Source organism: Micromonospora sp. DT46, assembly GCF_049841735.1.
GTDB lineage: Bacteria > Actinomycetota > Actinomycetes > Mycobacteriales > Micromonosporaceae > Micromonospora > Micromonospora reichwaldensis.
Genome location: NZ_JBNCKW010000010.1, coordinates 193,788 through 209,282 on the forward strand (window position 1 = coordinate 193,788; position 15,495 = coordinate 209,282).

At 75.7% G+C, this 15,495-nt stretch carries 10 protein-coding genes; 7 read left to right on the top strand and 3 right to left on the bottom strand.

Translation table 11 applies throughout. From position 1 onward, the window contains the following. Window positions 1–6 precede the first annotated feature (6 nt). Both ACLQ20_RS26485 and dxs read left to right on the top strand, forming a co-directional pair. On the top strand, window positions 7–1,176 hold the full coding sequence (locus ACLQ20_RS26485) for an anhydro-N-acetylmuramic acid kinase (protein WP_425857971.1): 1,170 nt from the start codon (window positions 7–9) through the stop codon (window positions 1,174–1,176). A 129-nt stretch (window positions 1,177–1,305) separates the two neighbouring features. Further along, on the top strand, window positions 1,306–3,255 hold the full coding sequence (dxs, locus tag ACLQ20_RS26490; protein WP_425857972.1) for a 1-deoxy-D-xylulose-5-phosphate synthase: 1,950 nt from the start codon (window positions 1,306–1,308) through the stop codon (window positions 3,253–3,255). A gap of 88 nt (window positions 3,256–3,343) precedes the next feature. Here the strand turns inward: dxs and ACLQ20_RS26495 are convergent, their stop codons facing one another. After that, window positions 3,344–4,537, bottom strand: a complete 1,194-nt coding sequence (locus ACLQ20_RS26495; RefSeq protein WP_151452459.1) for a hypothetical protein — start codon at window positions 4,535–4,537, stop codon at window positions 3,344–3,346. Window positions 4,538–4,726: 189 nt separating this feature from the next. Between ACLQ20_RS26495 and ACLQ20_RS26500 the strand changes: the two genes are divergently transcribed. After that, window positions 4,727–6,697: a hypothetical protein gene (locus ACLQ20_RS26500; protein ID WP_370518891.1), complete on the top strand. Its 1,971-nt coding sequence runs from the start codon at window positions 4,727–4,729 to the stop codon at window positions 6,695–6,697. Further along, window positions 6,697–8,538, top strand: a complete 1,842-nt coding sequence (locus tag ACLQ20_RS26505) for a hypothetical protein (RefSeq protein WP_425857973.1) — start codon at window positions 6,697–6,699, stop codon at window positions 8,536–8,538. The genes ACLQ20_RS26500 and ACLQ20_RS26505 overlap by 1 nt, the downstream gene beginning before the upstream one ends. Window positions 8,539–8,595: 57 nt before the next feature. Here the strand turns inward: ACLQ20_RS26505 and ACLQ20_RS26510 are convergent, their stop codons facing one another. After that, window positions 8,596–10,464: a glycosyltransferase family 87 protein gene (locus ACLQ20_RS26510; RefSeq protein WP_151452461.1), complete on the bottom strand. Its 1,869-nt coding sequence runs from the start codon at window positions 10,462–10,464 to the stop codon at window positions 8,596–8,598. Window positions 10,465–10,570: 106 nt separating this feature from the next. Between ACLQ20_RS26510 and ACLQ20_RS26515 the strand changes: the two genes are divergently transcribed. Both ACLQ20_RS26515 and ACLQ20_RS26520 read left to right on the top strand, forming a co-directional pair. After that, window positions 10,571–11,869 carry a PQQ-binding-like beta-propeller repeat protein gene (locus ACLQ20_RS26515; RefSeq protein ID WP_425857974.1) on the top strand — a complete coding sequence of 433 codons (1,299 nt, stop codon included), beginning with the start codon at window positions 10,571–10,573 and terminating at the stop codon, window positions 11,867–11,869. Then, complete coding sequence (locus ACLQ20_RS26520) at window positions 11,866–13,152, top strand: PQQ-binding-like beta-propeller repeat protein (protein WP_425857975.1); 1,287 nt, start codon at window positions 11,866–11,868, stop codon at window positions 13,150–13,152. The genes ACLQ20_RS26515 and ACLQ20_RS26520 overlap by 4 nt, the downstream gene beginning before the upstream one ends. Window positions 13,153–13,186: 34 nt before the next feature. On the opposite strand, the gene ACLQ20_RS26525 is transcribed toward ACLQ20_RS26520, so the two are convergent. Next, the gene (locus ACLQ20_RS26525) at window positions 13,187–14,482 is read right to left on the bottom strand and encodes a C39 family peptidase (protein ID WP_425857976.1); all 1,296 of its coding nucleotides are present in this window, start codon (window positions 14,480–14,482) and stop codon (window positions 13,187–13,189) included. Between the two features lie 149 nt (window positions 14,483–14,631). On the opposite strand from ACLQ20_RS26525, the gene ACLQ20_RS26530 reads away from it, so the two are divergent. After that, window positions 14,632–15,303 (top strand): response regulator transcription factor, encoded by a 672-nt coding sequence (locus tag ACLQ20_RS26530; RefSeq protein ID WP_151452465.1) that lies wholly within the window; start codon window positions 14,632–14,634, stop codon window positions 15,301–15,303. The last annotated feature ends 192 nt before the right edge of the window (window positions 15,304–15,495 follow it).

A 15,495-nucleotide genomic window follows, 5' to 3' on the forward strand; every position in this document is an offset into this window, starting at 1 on the left:
GACGCCATGAAGATCGTCGGACTGATGTCGGGGACCTCCTACGACGGGGTGGACGTGGCCGCCGCCGAGTTCACCCTCGACGGGGACACGCTGCGGCTGCGCCCGCTGGGGCACCGCGCCCTCGACTACGACGACGAGCTGCGGGCCGCCATCGGCGCGCTGCTGCCGCCGGAAAACACCACGATCGAGGCGGTCTGCCGGCTGGACAACCGCCTCGGCGAGGTCTTCGCCGAGGCGGCGGCCCTCGGCGTCGAGCTGGCCGGCGGCGCGGTCGACGCGGTGGTCTCGCCCGGGCAGACGGTCTTCCACTGGGTTGCCGACGGGCGCGCCCGGGGCACCCTGCAACTGGGCGCGGTGGCCCGGGTGGCCGCCCGGGTGGGCGTACCCGTGCTCAGCGACCTGCGCTCGGCGGACGTCGCGGCCGGCGGGCAGGGCGCGCCCCTGGTCCCGGCGTTCGACGCGCTGCTGCTCGACCCGGCAGACGGTGCGGCCCCACGCGCCGCGCTCAACCTGGGCGGCATCGCCAACCTCACGGTGCTCGCGCCGGGCGCGCCGGTGCTCGGGTACGACGTCGGGCCCGCCAACGCGCTGCTCGACGCGGCGGCCCGCCGCCTCCTCGGGCGGCCCTGCGATCTCGACGGCGCCCGCGCGGCGGCCGGTCGGGTGCACCCCGGGCTGCTCGACGCGCTGCTCGCCGAGCCGTACTACGCGGCGCCGCCGCCCAAGTCGACAGGCAAGGAGCTGTTCCACGCCGGCTACCTGGACGCCCGGCTGGCCGCCCTCGACGAGGCGGTGCCGGCCGACGACGTGCTCGCCACCCTGACCGAACTGACCGCCCGGGTGGTGGCCGCCGAGTGCGACCGGCACGGCGTGGCGGAGGTGGTGGCGGCCGGCGGCGGGGTGCGCAACCCCACCCTGACCGCCCGGCTGGCGGCCCTCGGGGCGGGGCGCTGGCGGCTGCGCACCACCGACGAGCTGGGGGTGCCCGCGCAGGCCAAGGAGGCCTACGCGTTCGCCCTGCTGGGCTGGCTCTCCTGGCACGGGCTGCCCGGCGCGCTGCCCTCGGTGACCGGCGCCGCCCGGGCCGCCGTGCTGGGCTCCTGGACCCCGTCCGGGCCGGCGTACCGGGGCACCCCGGCCGTCCCGGCGCCCCGGCGGCTGCGGATCGCGGCCTGACTCCCGCAGGCGCGCGCCCGGCCGCCCGCGATCCATCCGCAGGCTGACCAGGCGCTCAGCACCCCCGGTCGGTGGGCGGGCGTCCGGGCCAGCCTGCGGAGTGTCGGACGGCCGATAGACTCTTGCGTCATGAGCGTTGAAGAGGGCACGGTCCACCACACCGGGCTGCTGGCCACCGTCCGGGGTCCGCAGGACGTCAAGCGGATGTCCGCCGAGGAGTTGGACGTCCTCGCCGCCGAGATCCGTGACTTCCTGGTCGCCAAGGTCTCGCGCACCGGCGGGCACATCGGCCCCAACCTGGGTGTGGTCGAGCTGACCCTGGCCATGCACCGGGTCTTCGACTCCCCGCGCGACCGGCTGCTGTTCGACACCGGCCACCAGGCGTACGTGCACAAGATCGTCACGGGCCGGCAGGTGGGCTTCGACAAGTTGAAGCAGCGCGGGGGCCTCTCGGGTTACCCCAGCCAGGCCGAGAGCGAGCACGACCTCATCGAGAACTCGCACGCCTCCACCGCCCTGTCCTACGCGGACGGCCTGGCCAAGGCGTACAAGCTGCGGGGCGAGCAGCGCAGCGTGGTCGCCGTGGTCGGCGACGGCGCGCTTACCGGTGGCATGTGCTGGGAGGCGCTGAACAACATCGCCACCGCCGGCAACCCGCTGGTGATCGTGGTCAACGACAACGGCCGCTCCTACGCGCCGACCATCGGCGGCCTCGCCGACCACCTCTCCTCGCTGCGGCTCAACCCCGGCTACGAGAAGGTGCTCGACACCGTCAAGGAGGCGCTCGGCTCGACGCCGCTGGTCGGCCGGCCGATGTACGAGGTGCTGCACGCCGTCAAGCGGGGCATCAAGGACGCCGTCGCCCCGCAGGCGATGTTCGAGGACCTCGGCATCAAGTACGTCGGCCCGGTCGACGGGCACGACGTGACGGCGGTCGAGTCGGCGCTGCGCGCGGCGAAGAACTTCGGCGGCCCGGTGATCGTGCACGCCGTCACCCGCAAGGGCTACGGCTACCGCCCGGCCGAGGAGGACGAGGCCGACTGCTTCCACGGCCCCGGCGCCTTCGATGTCGCGACCGGCAAGTCGGTCGCCGCCCCGTCGGTGAAGTGGACCGGCGTCTTCGCCGACGAGCTGGTCGCGATCGCCGACGAGCGGCCCGACGTGGTGGGCATCACCGCCGCGATGGCCGAGCCCACCGGCCTAGCCAAGCTGGCCCGCAAGCACCCGAACCGGGTCTACGACGTCGGCATCGCCGAGCAGCACGCCGCCACCTCGGCCGCCGGCCTGGCCCTCGGTGGGCTGCACCCCGTGGTGGCGGTCTACGCGACCTTCCTCAACCGCGCCTTCGACCAGGTCCTGCTGGACGTGGCGATGCACAAGCTGCCGGTGACCTTCGTGCTGGACCGGGCCGGCATCACCGGCCCCGACGGGCCCAGCCACTACGGCATGTGGGACATGTCGATCTTCGGCGTCGTGCCGGGCCTGCGGATCGCCGCGCCCCGCGACGCCGCCACCCTGCGCGAGGAGCTGCGCGAGGCTGTGGCCGTCGACGACGGCCCCACCATCGTCCGCTTCCCGACCGGCACCGTCGCCGCCGACCTGCCGGCCGTGCGCCGGGTCGGCACCGTCGACGTGCTGGCCGAGGCGGCGCGCAAGGACGTGCTGCTGGTGGCGGTCGGCTCCTTCGGCCACCTGGGCATGGAGGTGGCCACCCGGGTCGCCGAGCAGGGCTACGGGGTCACTGTGGTCGACCCGCGCTGGGTCCGCCCGGTCCCGGCCGAGCTGGTCGAGTTGGCCGCCGGGCACCGGCTCGTGGTCACCGTCGAGGACGGCGTCCGGGTCGGTGGCGTGGGTGACGCCCTCGCCCAGGCGATGCGGGACGCCGACGTCCGGGTGCCGCTGAAGGACCTGGGCGTGCCGGCCGACTGGCACCCGCACGGCAGCCGCGCGCAGATCCTCGCCGACCTCGGCCTGACCGCGCAGGACGTGGCCCGCGACGTCACCGGCTGGATCTCCCGGCTGGACGTGGAGCAGGTCGAGCCGGTGATCGCCGCCGACGACGCGACCGCGCAGAACTGAGTTCCAGACCGCCGACGGCGGGTGCCCCGGGAGTCCGGGTCACCCGCCGTCGGCGTCTCGCGTGCCGGTCAGCGGAGCCGACGCTGGGTCAGCGACCGCCGAGGGAGCGGTAGTGCGTCTTCTCCGCCTCGGCGAGGCTGAACGTCTCCGACCGGGTCGGCGCCGGCACCACGACCAGCCCCGGCCGGTCCACCAGCCGGGGCGTGTCCGGCGGCGTCGACAGCGAACTGTCGGCGGTCGGCCGCCAGCTCAGCACGGCCAGCGGCTGCCCCGGCACCGGCAGCGTGTACGTCTGCAACGGGTTGGAGCGGTCGGCGGGGGAGACCACCGGCGTGCCCCCGTCGGCGGGGCGGTAGACCACGGCGGTCATCGTGCCGTCGGCCGTCTCCCAGCTCAACTGCTCCAGCTCCGCCGGCTCGCCGCCGCCGAGGGCGACCTCGCCGAGGGTGCGTACGGTCAGCTTGGTCATCGGCCACGACGACGGGACCGAGCGCGGCGCGTCCCGGTCGCCGATGCGCCGGGGGACGCTGCCGAACGGGCCCTCCTCGCCGGCGAGCGCGCAGGTGTCCAGGCCCGTGAGGGCCCGCTTGCCGGAGCCGCTCTCGTCGCGGACGAGGGGGTAGCGCGGGTCGGTGGTGCCGGTGCCGAGGTCCAGCAGCCGGTCGGCGGCGCGGCCCCGGGGCAGCGCCTCGGTGGCCCTGAGCGTGGCGGTCACCGGCACCGCCCGGCAGGCCGGCACGGTCACCGGCTCGGTGAGGCCGTCGGTGTGCCGCAGGGCGCGGCCGTCCGGCCCGAGCAGCCGCTGCACCCGGCCCGACGTGAGGTAGCGCCGCCCGTCGGAGGTGTGCACGGGGAGCACGTCGGAGTAGACGAGGTAGCCGGGGTCGGTGTACTCGGCGGCGCGGGTGACCGCGTACCGGCCGTCCTCGGTGGTGACCTGGAGCAGCCAGGAGGCGCTCTCGCCGGGCACGTCCGCGGCGACCAGGGCCAGCGGCGCGCCGCCGACCTCGCCGGACCAGAGGATCCCGGACGTGGGCAGGTGCACCCGGTCGTCGGCCGGTGACCGCCAGTCGCGTACCGCCTCGGTCACCGCCGACCGGACGGCGGCGTCGCCCGCCAGGGTGCCGCGTGGCGGCCAGACCGTCAGGTCGCCGTCCAGGCTGTCGTAGCCGACCCGCAGGTCGCCCGGCTGCCGGTCGGCCACCGGCCCGCAGGCGGTCGCGGTGAGCAGCAGGGTCAGCAGTGCGGTGGCCGTGATGCCGCGCCGGCGGACTGGAGCCACCTGTACGCCCCCTCGATCGCCTCAGCCGTCGTTCAACGGAAAGCGCCATAGTACGAGATGTCGGATCACCGGGACGCGCCACCTCGCCCACCGTCCGTGCGCAGGTCGCGGGCGGTGGGCGACGCCGACCACAGAGGACACTGCCGTGGTTTCAGGGTGAATGTCCCGCTCGGGTAGACTCCGCCGACTGTGACGCCTGCCGAGACCCGCGCCGAATCCTGGTCGGAATCCGACGCCGCCGCGGCCCCCGCGTCCGAACCCGTGGCGCCGCCCGTGGGCGGCGCCGGTGACCGTACGCCGGACGGGGCCGCCCGCGCCGACGAGGCCGACGCTCCCGGCACGGCCGTGGCCACCACCGAAGCGACCGACGCCGCCGGCCCCTCCGGCGAGGCCCGCGGGGCGGACGGCGCGGCCCGGCCCCGGCGGTGGACCCGGCGTCGGCAGGACCTCACGGTCTTCGGCCTGTTCCTGCTCGCCGCGGTGTGGGTCACCAGCCAGATCTGGGTGGACCCGGCCGGCCGGGTGGCCTCGCTCTACAGCAGCGACCCGGCCCAGGTGCAGTTCTTCCTCGCCCACTCGGTACGCGTGGTGCTGCACGGCGAGTTCCCGTTCTTCACCGAGCAGTTCAACTACCCCGACGGGGTCAACCTGATGGCCAACACGGCCATCCTCGCGCTGGGCATCCCGATGGTGCCGGTGACGCTGCTCTTCGGGCCGGCCGTGACCTTCGTGGTGCTGGTCACGCTCGCGCTCGCCGGCACGGCCTCGGCCTGGTACTTCGTGCTCTCCCGGCACGTCGTGCGCAGCCCGCTGGCGGCGGCCGTCGGCGGCTGGTTCTGCGGGTTCTCGCCGGCGATGCTGTCGCACGCCAACTGGCACCCCAACATCATCTCGCAGTTCCTGCTGCCGTTCATCGTCTGGCGGGTGCTGGTCATCACCCGGTCCCGACGGCCGTGGCGCGACGGCGTGCTGCTCGCCCTGATGGTCACCGCCCAGGCGTTCATCAACGAGGAGATCCTGCTCTTCACGGCGCTCGCCTGCGGGGTGTTCCTGCTCGCCGTGCTCGCCCAGCGGCCCGGGCTCTGGTCGGCGGCGTGGCGACCGCTGGCCAAGGCCCTCGCGATCTGCACCGTGCTCGCCGGGTCGCTGCTGGCGTACCCGCTCTACGTCCAGTTCGCCGGGCCGATGGCGTACCACGGCCTGAGCGACGCGGTCCGCGACTACGGCAACGACATCGCGGCCTTCTTCGCGCCCGGCTCGCCGACGATCGGCGGCGACGAGCGCGCCAACGTCAACCTCGCGCCGAACTACTCCGAGGAGAACGCCTTCTTCGGTTGGAGCCTCGCCCTGATCGCCGTCGGCATCGTGGCCTGGCTGCGCCGGGAGATGCTGGTCCGGGCGCTCGCCGCGACCGGGGCGTTCTTCGCGGTGCTCTCCCTCGGCGAGCGGGTGTCCTGGTGGCACCGGGAGCTGTTCACCGGGCCCTGGGAGTGGCTGGTCCGGCTGCCGCTGCTCGACGCGGTGGTGCCCACCCGCTTCGGCCTGATCACCAGCGTGGTGGTGGGCATCCTGCTGGCGCTCGCCGTCGAGCGCTCCCGGACGCTGCCGGTCGAGCGGCGGACGCTGCGTACGCTCACCGTGGCCGGGCTCGTCCTCGCGCTGCTGCCGATCGCGCCGATGCCGCTGAAGGTGACCTCCCGCCCGCCCGTACCGGACTTCATCACCGCCGACCGGTGGCGCGGCTACGTCGGTGAGGACCAGACGCTGGTGCCGATCCCGGTGCCGAACATGGGGCACACCCACGGCATGCGCTGGGCCGCCTCCACCAACCTCGACTTCAAGATCCCCGGCGGCTACTTCCTGGCGCCGCGCAACGGCAACACCGGCGACCCCGGCCGCTTCGGCGGCCGGCCCAGCGGCGTCGGGCGGCTGCTGGAGGAGGTCGCCTCGACCGGCCGCATCCCGAAGCTGGACGACCGGCAGCGCCGCCGCTCGCTCGACGAGCTGCGGCACTGGCGGGCGGCCGTCCTGGTGCTCCCGGTCGGCCAGCACCACTCCGAGCAGCTGCGGCGCACCGTCGAGCAGCTGGTCGGTCCCGGCCGCCGGGAGCTGGACGTCTGGGTCTGGGACGTCCGGGCGCTGACCGACCAGCCGACCTGATGACCGCCCCGGCGGCGACCGGCACCGCCGGGGCGGCACCCGCCCGGCGGTCCCGCCGGCTGCCGGTGCGCGCGCCGGACGCGCTGGTCGTCGCCGGCTACCTCGCCCTGGCGGTGCTGCTGACCCTCGGCCAGTGGGGTCGCCCGGGGCGGCTGTTCCACCAGGCGGGGGACCAGGTCCTCTTCGAGTGGATGCTGGCCCGCGCGGCCCGGGCGGTGACGGGCCTGGAGAACCCGCTGTACAGCGGGGAGCTGAACGCCCCGGACGGGGTGAACCTGATGGCCAACACCTCGGTGCTGGGCCTGGGCGTGCCGCTGACCCCGGTCACCCTGCTCTTCGGCTCGCAGGTCGCGTTCCTGGTGGCCGTGGTCTGCTGCCTGGCCGGCACCGCGACCGCCTGGTACGCGCTGCTGCGCCGCCGGCTCGTCGGCTCCCGGGCGGCGGCCGTCGGCGGGCTCTTCTGCGGCTTCGCCCCCGGCATGGTCGCGCAGGCCGGGGCGCACCTGCACATGGCGGCGCAGTTCCTGGTGCCGGTGATCCTGGCGCTGGTGTTCCACCCGGACCCGCGCCGGGTGTGGCGGCACGGGACGCTGCTCGGGCTGCTGGTGGCGTACCAGGTCTTCCTCGGCGAGGAGGTGCTGGTCTTCCTGGTGCTCGCCGCCGGGACGTTCGCGCTGGCGTACGCGGTGGCCGACCGGGAGAGCGCGCGTCGGCGGGCCCCGGCGCTGCTCGGCCGCCTCGCGGTCGGGGTGGCGGTGGCGCTGCCGCTGCTGGCGTACCCGCTGTGGTTCCAGTTCTTCGGCCCGGGCCACTACCGGGGGATGCCCTTCCACGCGTACGGCTACCAGCTCGACGCCGCGTCCTTCACCGCCTCGGCGCGGCAGACGGTGCTCGGCGACGACCACCTGCCCGGCCTGCTCGCGCCGAACCCCACCGAGGAGAACTCCTTCTTCGGCCCGGGGCTGCTGGTGCTCGCCGTGGTGATCGTGATCTGGCTGTGGCGCCGGCCGCTGGTCCGCGCGCTGGCCGCCTGCGGGCTGCTCTTCGCGCTGCTCTCGCTGGGCGAGCAGGTCCGCCTGGACGGCACGTCCACCGGCATCCCCGGGCCGTACCGGCTGGTCGCCGAGCTGCCGCTGCTCGACCACGCGGTGCCGGCGCGCTTCCCGCTGGTCTGCGTCCCGGTGCTGGGCATCCTGCTCGCCCTCTCCCTGGACCGGCTGCGCCCCGCGGCCGGGGCCGACCGGCTGCGCCCCGCGGCCGGGGCCGACCGGCTGCGCCCCGGGGACGGGGCCGAGGCCCGGGTGGGCGCCGTGCCGGTGCGGCTGCTCTGGGGCGGGGCGGTGGCCGCCGCGCTGCTGCCGCTGATCCCCACCCCGATCCGGACCGTGCCGGCCTGGCCAGTCCCGGCGTTCGTGGCCGAGGGCGGCTGGCGGGCCCACGTCCCGCCGGGCCGGACCCTCGTCCCGGTGCCGCCGGTGACCGGTGCGGGGCTCAGCCCGGCGATGCTCTGGTCGGCCCGCACCGGGCTGGCCTTCCCGGCCCCGGGCGGCTACTTCATCGGCCCCCGGGGCGCCGACGACCCGGCCGCCCGGTGGGGCGCCCCGGACCGCCCCACCGCCGAGCTGCTGCGCCGGGTGGCCGAGACCGGCGAGGTGCCGGTGGTCACCGACGAGCACCGCCGGCAGGCGGTCGAGGACCTGCGGCACTGGCGCGCCGCGCTGGTGGTGCAGGGCGGACTGCACCACGGCGACCCGGTGCGCCGTACGCTCGACGCGCTGCTCGGGCCCGGCCGGGAGGTGGCCGGCGCCCACGTCTGGGACGTCCGCCCGCTGGTGGGCTGACGGCTCAGCCCCGCCGCCGGTCGCCCGGCGGCCGACTGAGCCTCGACGGTCGCCGGCTCACCCGACGAGCGGCCGGACGTCCCAGAGCCACACGTCGTCGACGCGCTGGGGCGGGCCGATCAGCGCGGTCATCAGCTCGCGCAGGACCGCCTCCCGGGGATGCGCGCCGAGGACCACCACGGACGCCCGCCAGAAGCGCAGGTCCTCGACGGCCTGGCGGCGGTTCTCGTCGGTCAGCGCGGGGACGGCGTTCTTGTCCATGGTGGAGTAGATCAGGGTGCTGGTCGGACGGTTGGGCGCGCCGAAGACGCCCTCGCCCAGCTCGTTCGGCCCGATGAAGTAGCCGCCCGGGATCGGGAACGCGTGCTGCGTCAGCGCGCTCCAGCGCAGCGTGGGCAGGCCGTGCACGTTGCTCGGGATCGGCACCGGCACCAGGGTCCGGCCCTCCGGCACGTACGGGCGCCAGCCGCCGGCGGTGATGAAGTGCGGCGGCGGGTCGACGGGCTCCGCGGGCAGCGGACGCGGGAACAGCGGCAGCACGGCGAGCGCGACGGCCGCGTACCCGACCGGCCGGAGCCAGCGGCGGCGCGACCCGGCGTCGGCACCGGCCGCGCGGTCGTCGCCGTCGGAGCCGGCGCGGGGGGCCGGCACCGGCGGGCGGCCGCTGCCGGCGACGGTGTCCCAGGCCAGGGCGAGCAGCACGCCGAGCGCCGCCGCCACGACCAGGGCCAGCCGGGTCGGCATCATCATCTCGACCAGCGGCAGGTCGTCGGAGACGTAGGCCCACGGGCCGTCCGTCTCCGTCTCCACCCCGTTGATCCGCACCTTCGGGCCGATCGAGGCCACCGTGAAGACCACCACCAGCACCGCGAGGATCCGGGCGGCGAGCGAGCGGCGGACCAGCAGCACCAGCGCCACCAGCGACAGCAGCACCAGCGGCCAGCCGAACCAGGTGTTCTGCTCGGTCAGGCCGATGGTCTTCTCCACCGCCTCGTCGCCGGCCACGGTGTCGCGGGCGAAGGTGACGAAGGCGGCCAGGTCCTCGCCCCAGTTGTGGAACACCCCGCCCTGCAACCCCCGGTAGGACTGCGGGCCGTTGAACTGGAACCAGATCGGGTAGGCCGTCAGCAGCAGCGCCAGAGCGCCGCCCACGCCGAGCGCGGCGGCGAAGGTGCCGGCCACCGCCCGCGTCCGCGCCGGCCGCATGATCGCGTACGCGACCACGACGACCAGGCACGCCAGCGCGGTGAGCAGCAGCATCTCCTCGTTGATGAAGATCTGGTACGCCACCAGCAGGCCGAGCACGATCCCGTTGCGCCGCCACCGGCCGGGCTCGCCGAGCCGGAGCACCCGCACCACGATCAGCGGCAGCAGGAAGTTCGAGACGAAGTTGGGCTGGCCGTTGGCGTGGTGCACGATGCCGGGCGCGAAACCCAGGAACGCGCCGCCGACGAAGGCCGCCGCGCGCGAGCGCACCAGGTGCCGCGACAGCATCCAGTACGACGTGCCGGCGGTCGCGGCCAGCGCGCCGCCCAGGTAGAGCGCGTACATGACCTGCGGGCCGAGGAGCATGGTCAGCGGCGCCAGCGGCAGCGTCACCCCGAGCAGCGAGGTGTTCGCCATCATGTTCACCCCGTCCGGGGCGTTCTGCCGCTCGGTGAACAGCGGGTTCTCCAGGTGCCGCACCGAGTAGGCGCCGTGCGAGAAGAGCCACTCGAACCAACTGTGGTCGGTGGGCAGGTGCGACGACACCCGGTTCTGCACGTCGACCCAGTAGTTCAGGCACACGAAAACGCCGAGCAGGACATAGGCTCCGATGGCCAGTACGTCGGCGCGGGAGGGCCTGCGCCGGGGCCGGCGCGTCGGCTCGGCCGCGACGGGCTCGGAGACGGAGTTCAGCGAGGGGTCTACCACCGGCACAGCCACGACGCGCCATCGTACAGGCGCTCCGGCGTCGCTTTTGCCGGGCCGGTGCCCCCACGGCCGATTTGCCGGTCCGCCGGAGGCCACGGTGTGACGGGGAGGACGCCACGTGACGGTCATCGACCTGGGCGAGCGACGGGACGTCGACGGGGCCGCCGGGCCCGGTCCGGGCCGGTTCCTCCGCCGCTGGGCCCCGGCCCTGGTCGCCCTGCTCTGCCTGGTGACGTCTGCGGCCGCCGCGCCGTGGCCCGCGCAACCGCCGGGCGTCACGGTCCCGGCCGGCCCGGACGCGAATCTCCTGTTCGTCGAGGGGGTCCTGCTGGTGGCGGAGCCGTCGGGCCCCGGCACGGTGGCCGACGGGGATCCGGTGTCGCGGCTGGCCGCCCACCGGCTGCCCTCCGGCCGTCCCCTGTGGCGGGTGCCGTTGCCCGCGCCGGGGCGGGTGTTCCACGCCGTCCGGGCCGGCGACCTGCTGGCGGTCGGCCTGGCCGGGGACCGGACGGCGTCCGAGGTGGTCGGGCTCTCCCTCGCCGACGGCGGGGTGCGCTGGCGGGGCGAGGGACAGTTGCACGGCGCCACCTCGGCCGGGCACCTGCTGCTGTCGGGCTTCGCCGGATCGAGCGCGTCCGTGCTGCGCTCGGTGGACCCCGCCACCGGTGCCGTCCGGTGGTCGCAGCCGCTGGCATTCGAGGACGCGCACCTGTCGCGGCGGGACCAGCGGATCAGCCTGCTGACGGTGCTTGCCGGCAGGCGGCTGGAGCTGCGCGACCCCGACACGGGCGCGGCGCGTGCCGCGACCACCGTGCCCGACCGCTCCCGCGTGCTGACGGTCACGGAGGAGCTGGTGCTGCTCACCGACGCCAGCGGGGTCCTCAGCGGCTACGAGATCCCCGGCCTGCGCCGGCGGTGGAGCGTGCCCCGCGGCCCGGCCGACCAGCCGGACGTTTACGACTGCGGCGCCCTGATCTGTGTCGACGACGGCTCGCCCGCCACCCGGCTGCTCGATCCCGCCACCGGCGCCCTGCGGTGGCGGAGCGAGAACGCGGCGCTGGGGCCGGTCGCCGTCGAGGGCCGGCTGCTGGCCGTCCGGCGCGCCTCCGGTGGCGCCGCGGAGCACGTGCTGCTCGACGCGGCGACCGGCCGGCCGGTGCGGCAACTGGGCCGCTGGCGGGCCGGCGCCCCGTGGCTCTCGGCCGACGCGACGACCGTGCACCGCCGGCAGCGCGACGGGCGGTACCTGGTCGGCCGGATCGACGAGCGCGGGGAGGGCGTGCGGGTGCTGGCGGCACTGCGCGGCGTGGTGGGGGAGTGCGGCGCTCGCGAGTCGTTCGTCGCCTGCCGGCGCGAGGACGGTGGGTTGGGCGTGTGGGAACTGCCCGGCGACCGCGACCGGAAGGGGCGGGCGTGACGCTCATCGACCTCGGCGAGGTGCGTGACGAGCCGGGCCGCGAGGCGCCGCCGCCCCGCCCGCCGCGCGCCGTCGGCCGCCCGTTGCGGGTCGCGCTGGCGCTCGCGTTCCTCGTGGCCACCGTGGCGGCGGCCGCCCCGGTACCGGCCCGGGTCGGGCTCGTCGTGCCGGCCCGCCTCGGGTCGGAGGCGTTCCTGCACGGTGACCGGCTCTACGTCGTCGAGCCGGCCGAGGGGGAGCCCGAGGGGACCGTCGAGGTGCGCGCGTACGCCCTGCCCGAGCGGGCGCCGGCGGACGACGCCCCGCCCACCCCGGTGTGGCGCTCCCGGGTCGCGGCGGCGGGCCGGTTCTGGCAGGTCCAGACCGGGCCGGAGATGGTGCTCTTCTCCGTCACCGGGGACCAGGACGACGGGCAGACGATCGCCCTGGACGCCGCGACCGGCCGCGGGCTCTGGCGGCAGCCCGGCTACCCCTGGTGGGACCCGGCCGGCATCCTGCTGATGCAGACCGGCGGGGAGGAGGGCGGCGCCGTGCGGTCGGTGGATCCGGCCTCCGGGCGGGCCCTGTGGTCGGTGCCGACGACGCGCGAGGGCGCGACGTACAGTCTCCGCGACGGGCGGGTCGAGCGGATCGTCCGGGTCCCCGCCGAGGGGCGGGTCGAGGTGCGCGACCCCCGCTCCGGCGCCCTGGTGCACGCGGCGGACCTGGGCCTCGACGAGGCCTCCGGGCACGTGGTGGTGGCGTACGACCTGCTGCTGGTCGTCCGGCCGGCCGCGGGCGTGGTGACCGCCTACGGGCTGGACGGGCTGCGGCGGCGGTGGGAGGCGCGCGTCCCCATGGTGGAGCACGTCACCGAGTGCGGCGAGCTGTTGTGCGTGCCCGGGGGAAACAGGTTCGTCGCGCTCGACCCGGCGACCGGCGCGCTCCGGTGGGTCGGCGGGCGGTGGTTCGGGGTGCTGTCGGCACAGGGCGGCCGGCTCCTGGCGGTCGCGCCCGGGCCCCTCGGCGACCGGCTGGGCGTGCTCGACGCGGCCACCGGTCGGGAAGTGGCCGACCTGGGCACCTGGCAGCTGATGACCTGGCACGCCGACGAACGGCTCCTGGCCGTGCGGCCGGCCGCCGCCGGTGGCGGGGTGGTGGTCGCCGAGCTGGACGTCGCCGAGGGCCGGGCCCGGGTGCTGGACGTGCTCCGCGGCGCGACCGGGGACTGCCGCAGCCGGGCCGAGACGGTGGTGTGCCGGCTGCAGACCGGCGAGCTCGGCGTCTGGCGCTATCCCGGTTGAGCCGCCGCGTCCGGTGCCGCGGACGCCGCCGGGGTCACCAGTTGGGCTGCTCCGGCGCCGGGGGGAGCGGCACGCCGGGCGGCCGGAGCACGTACGCCACCCCGCCGCTGCCACCCTGCCAGGCGGCCTCGAACCGGTCCCGGTCGACGGTCCGGCGCACCGCGTCGTCGTCCGGGGCGTACGGGTCGTTGAGCACCGGCGCGCCCGTGGCGGTGAAGCCCACCAGCACCATCAGGTGCCCGGCGGTGTCGTAGTCCAACCCGGGCACCTCGCCCGACTTGAACGCGGCGGAGACGATCAGCGGGATGCCGGTGGCCACGAACGCCTCCGCCTCGGCCAGCGACCGCAGCCGGGTGACGAAGGCGTCCACCCCGTGCAGGCCCGCGTACGCGGTGTTGAACGGCCAGTTCCCGGCCCCGGCGAAGGCGTGGTCGTAGCAGTGTCGCGCGGCGTGCACCACCACCGGGCGAGGGCCGGCCGGAGCCACCCAGGCGTACCGGGTCGGGGCCGGGGCGGCGTCCCAGAAGGCCAGCACCATCGAGGTGCAGGTGGGGCTGCACCAGGCATCCCCGCCGCCACCCCACTGCGGGTGGGCGCCGGCGTGCAGCCGCTGCGAGTAGCGCGGCACGTCCAGCACCGTGCCCCAGGCGGCCGGGACCGTCGCGGCGGACCCACTCGCAGGGGCCGGACCCGGGGCGCGGAACTCGGGCCCGGTGACCGGGGCGGGCCCGGCCGCCACCGGCGGGGAGCCCGCTGCGGTGGGCCGGGACGCCCCGGCCGCAGCCGTCGGGCGCGGGCCCGCGGCGACCGCCCCGACCGCGCGCAGCACCGGGGTCGCGTCGGCGTCCTCGGGCCGGAGCAGGGTCACCCGGACCTGCCAGCCGGTGACGGTCGCACCCGTCACCACCAGCGTGTCCGTGTCCACCCGGGCGTCGGCGTCGCGCTGCCCGGGCACGGACGTCCGGCGGATCGCGTGGTCGTCGGCCGCCCAGTCGGCGAGGACGTACCACCCGGTGGCCGGCGCGTCGTCGTGCCAGCCCCGCAGCTCCACCCGCAGCCAGCAGTCGCCGGGGGTGTCCCCGGTCCACGAGGGCACCACGTCGCGCACGGCGAAGCCGACCGGCACGGGCGGGGACGTCCAGCTGCCGGCCGCGTACCGGCGGGTGCGGCCGTCGGCGTCGGTGTGGTCGAGCCGGTCGGCCGGGTCGGCCAGTTCGAGGCCCCGTCCGCCCGCGCGCAGCCCGGACAGGCTGCCCAGCCCGGCGTCGCCGGGAAGGCGGAAGCCCCGGTAGGTGACGTCCCGTCGGATCGTCGGCGCCGCGTCGGTCATGCGTCTTCCCGTCCGTCGTGAAGGTTGCCGCCAAGAGCATTGCGTACGACGAAGGTTTTCTGCAACGGGGTCGGACCGGGACGGCGGGTGCGGCCCGGTTTGGCTGCCGGCACTAGGTTGTGGGTGGTCAGGGGCGCGAGGAGGCCGGAATGCGGGTACTGGTGGTCGAGGACGAGCGCAACCTCGCCGACGCGATCGCGCGGGGGCTGCGCAAGCGGGGGATGGCGGTGGACGTCGCCTACGACGGCGACAGCGGCCACGAGATGGCGTTCGTCACCCGGTACGACGTGGTGGTGCTCGACCGGGACCTGCCCGGCGTGCACGGTGACCAGATCTGCGCCGAGCTGGCCGCCTCCGGCACGCTCACCCGGGTGCTGATGCTTACCGCCAGCGGCACTGTCGCCGACCGGGTGGAGGGGCTGCAGCTCGGCGCGGACGACTACCTGCCGAAGCCGTTCGCCTTCGACGAGCTGGTCGCCCGGGTGCAGGCGCTCGGCCGCCGGGCCACCCCGGCCGCGCCGCCGGTGCTCGAACTCGCCGATCTGGTCCTCGACCCGGCCCGCCGGGTGGCCACCCGGGGCGGCCAGCCGGTCGACCTGACCAACAAGGAGTTCGGCGTGCTCTGCGAGCTGCTCAAGGCGCGCGGCGCGGTGGTCTCCAGCGAGGAGCTGCTGGAACGGGTCTGGGACGCCAACACCGATCCGTTCACCACGATCGTCCGGGTCACCGTGATGACCCTGCGCAAGAAGCTCGGCGACCCGCCGCTGATCGAGACGGTGGTCGGTGCGGGCTACCGCACGGCGGAGACGGTGGGGCTGTGAGCGTGAGGAGTGAGCCGGTTTTGCGAGCCCCGCAGTCGCGAACGAAGGTGGGGCTGTGAGCGTGAGGAGTGAGCCGGGTTTGCGAGCCCCGCAGTCGCGAACGAAGGTGGGGCTGTGAGCGTGAGGAGTGAGCCGGTTTTGCGGGCCCCGCAGTCGCGGACGAAGGCTGGTGCCGCGACCCGGCGGGCCCGG

Bases quoted from the DNA above. Each gene is read 5' to 3' on its own strand.
- ACLQ20_RS26485 (WP_425857971.1), top strand. From the start codon at position 7: ATGAAGATCGTCGGACTGATGTCGGGGACCTCCTACGACGGGGTGGAC.
- dxs (WP_425857972.1), top strand. From the start codon at position 1,306: ATGAGCGTTGAAGAGGGCACGGTCCACCACACCGGGCTGCTGGCCACC.
- ACLQ20_RS26505 (WP_425857973.1), top strand. From the start codon at position 6,697: ATGACCGCCCCGGCGGCGACCGGCACCGCCGGGGCGGCACCCGCCCGG.
- ACLQ20_RS26525 (WP_425857976.1), bottom strand. From the start codon at position 14,482: ATGACCGACGCGGCGCCGACGATCCGACGGGACGTCACCTACCGGGGC.
- ACLQ20_RS26530 (WP_151452465.1), top strand. From the start codon at position 14,632: ATGCGGGTACTGGTGGTCGAGGACGAGCGCAACCTCGCCGACGCGATC.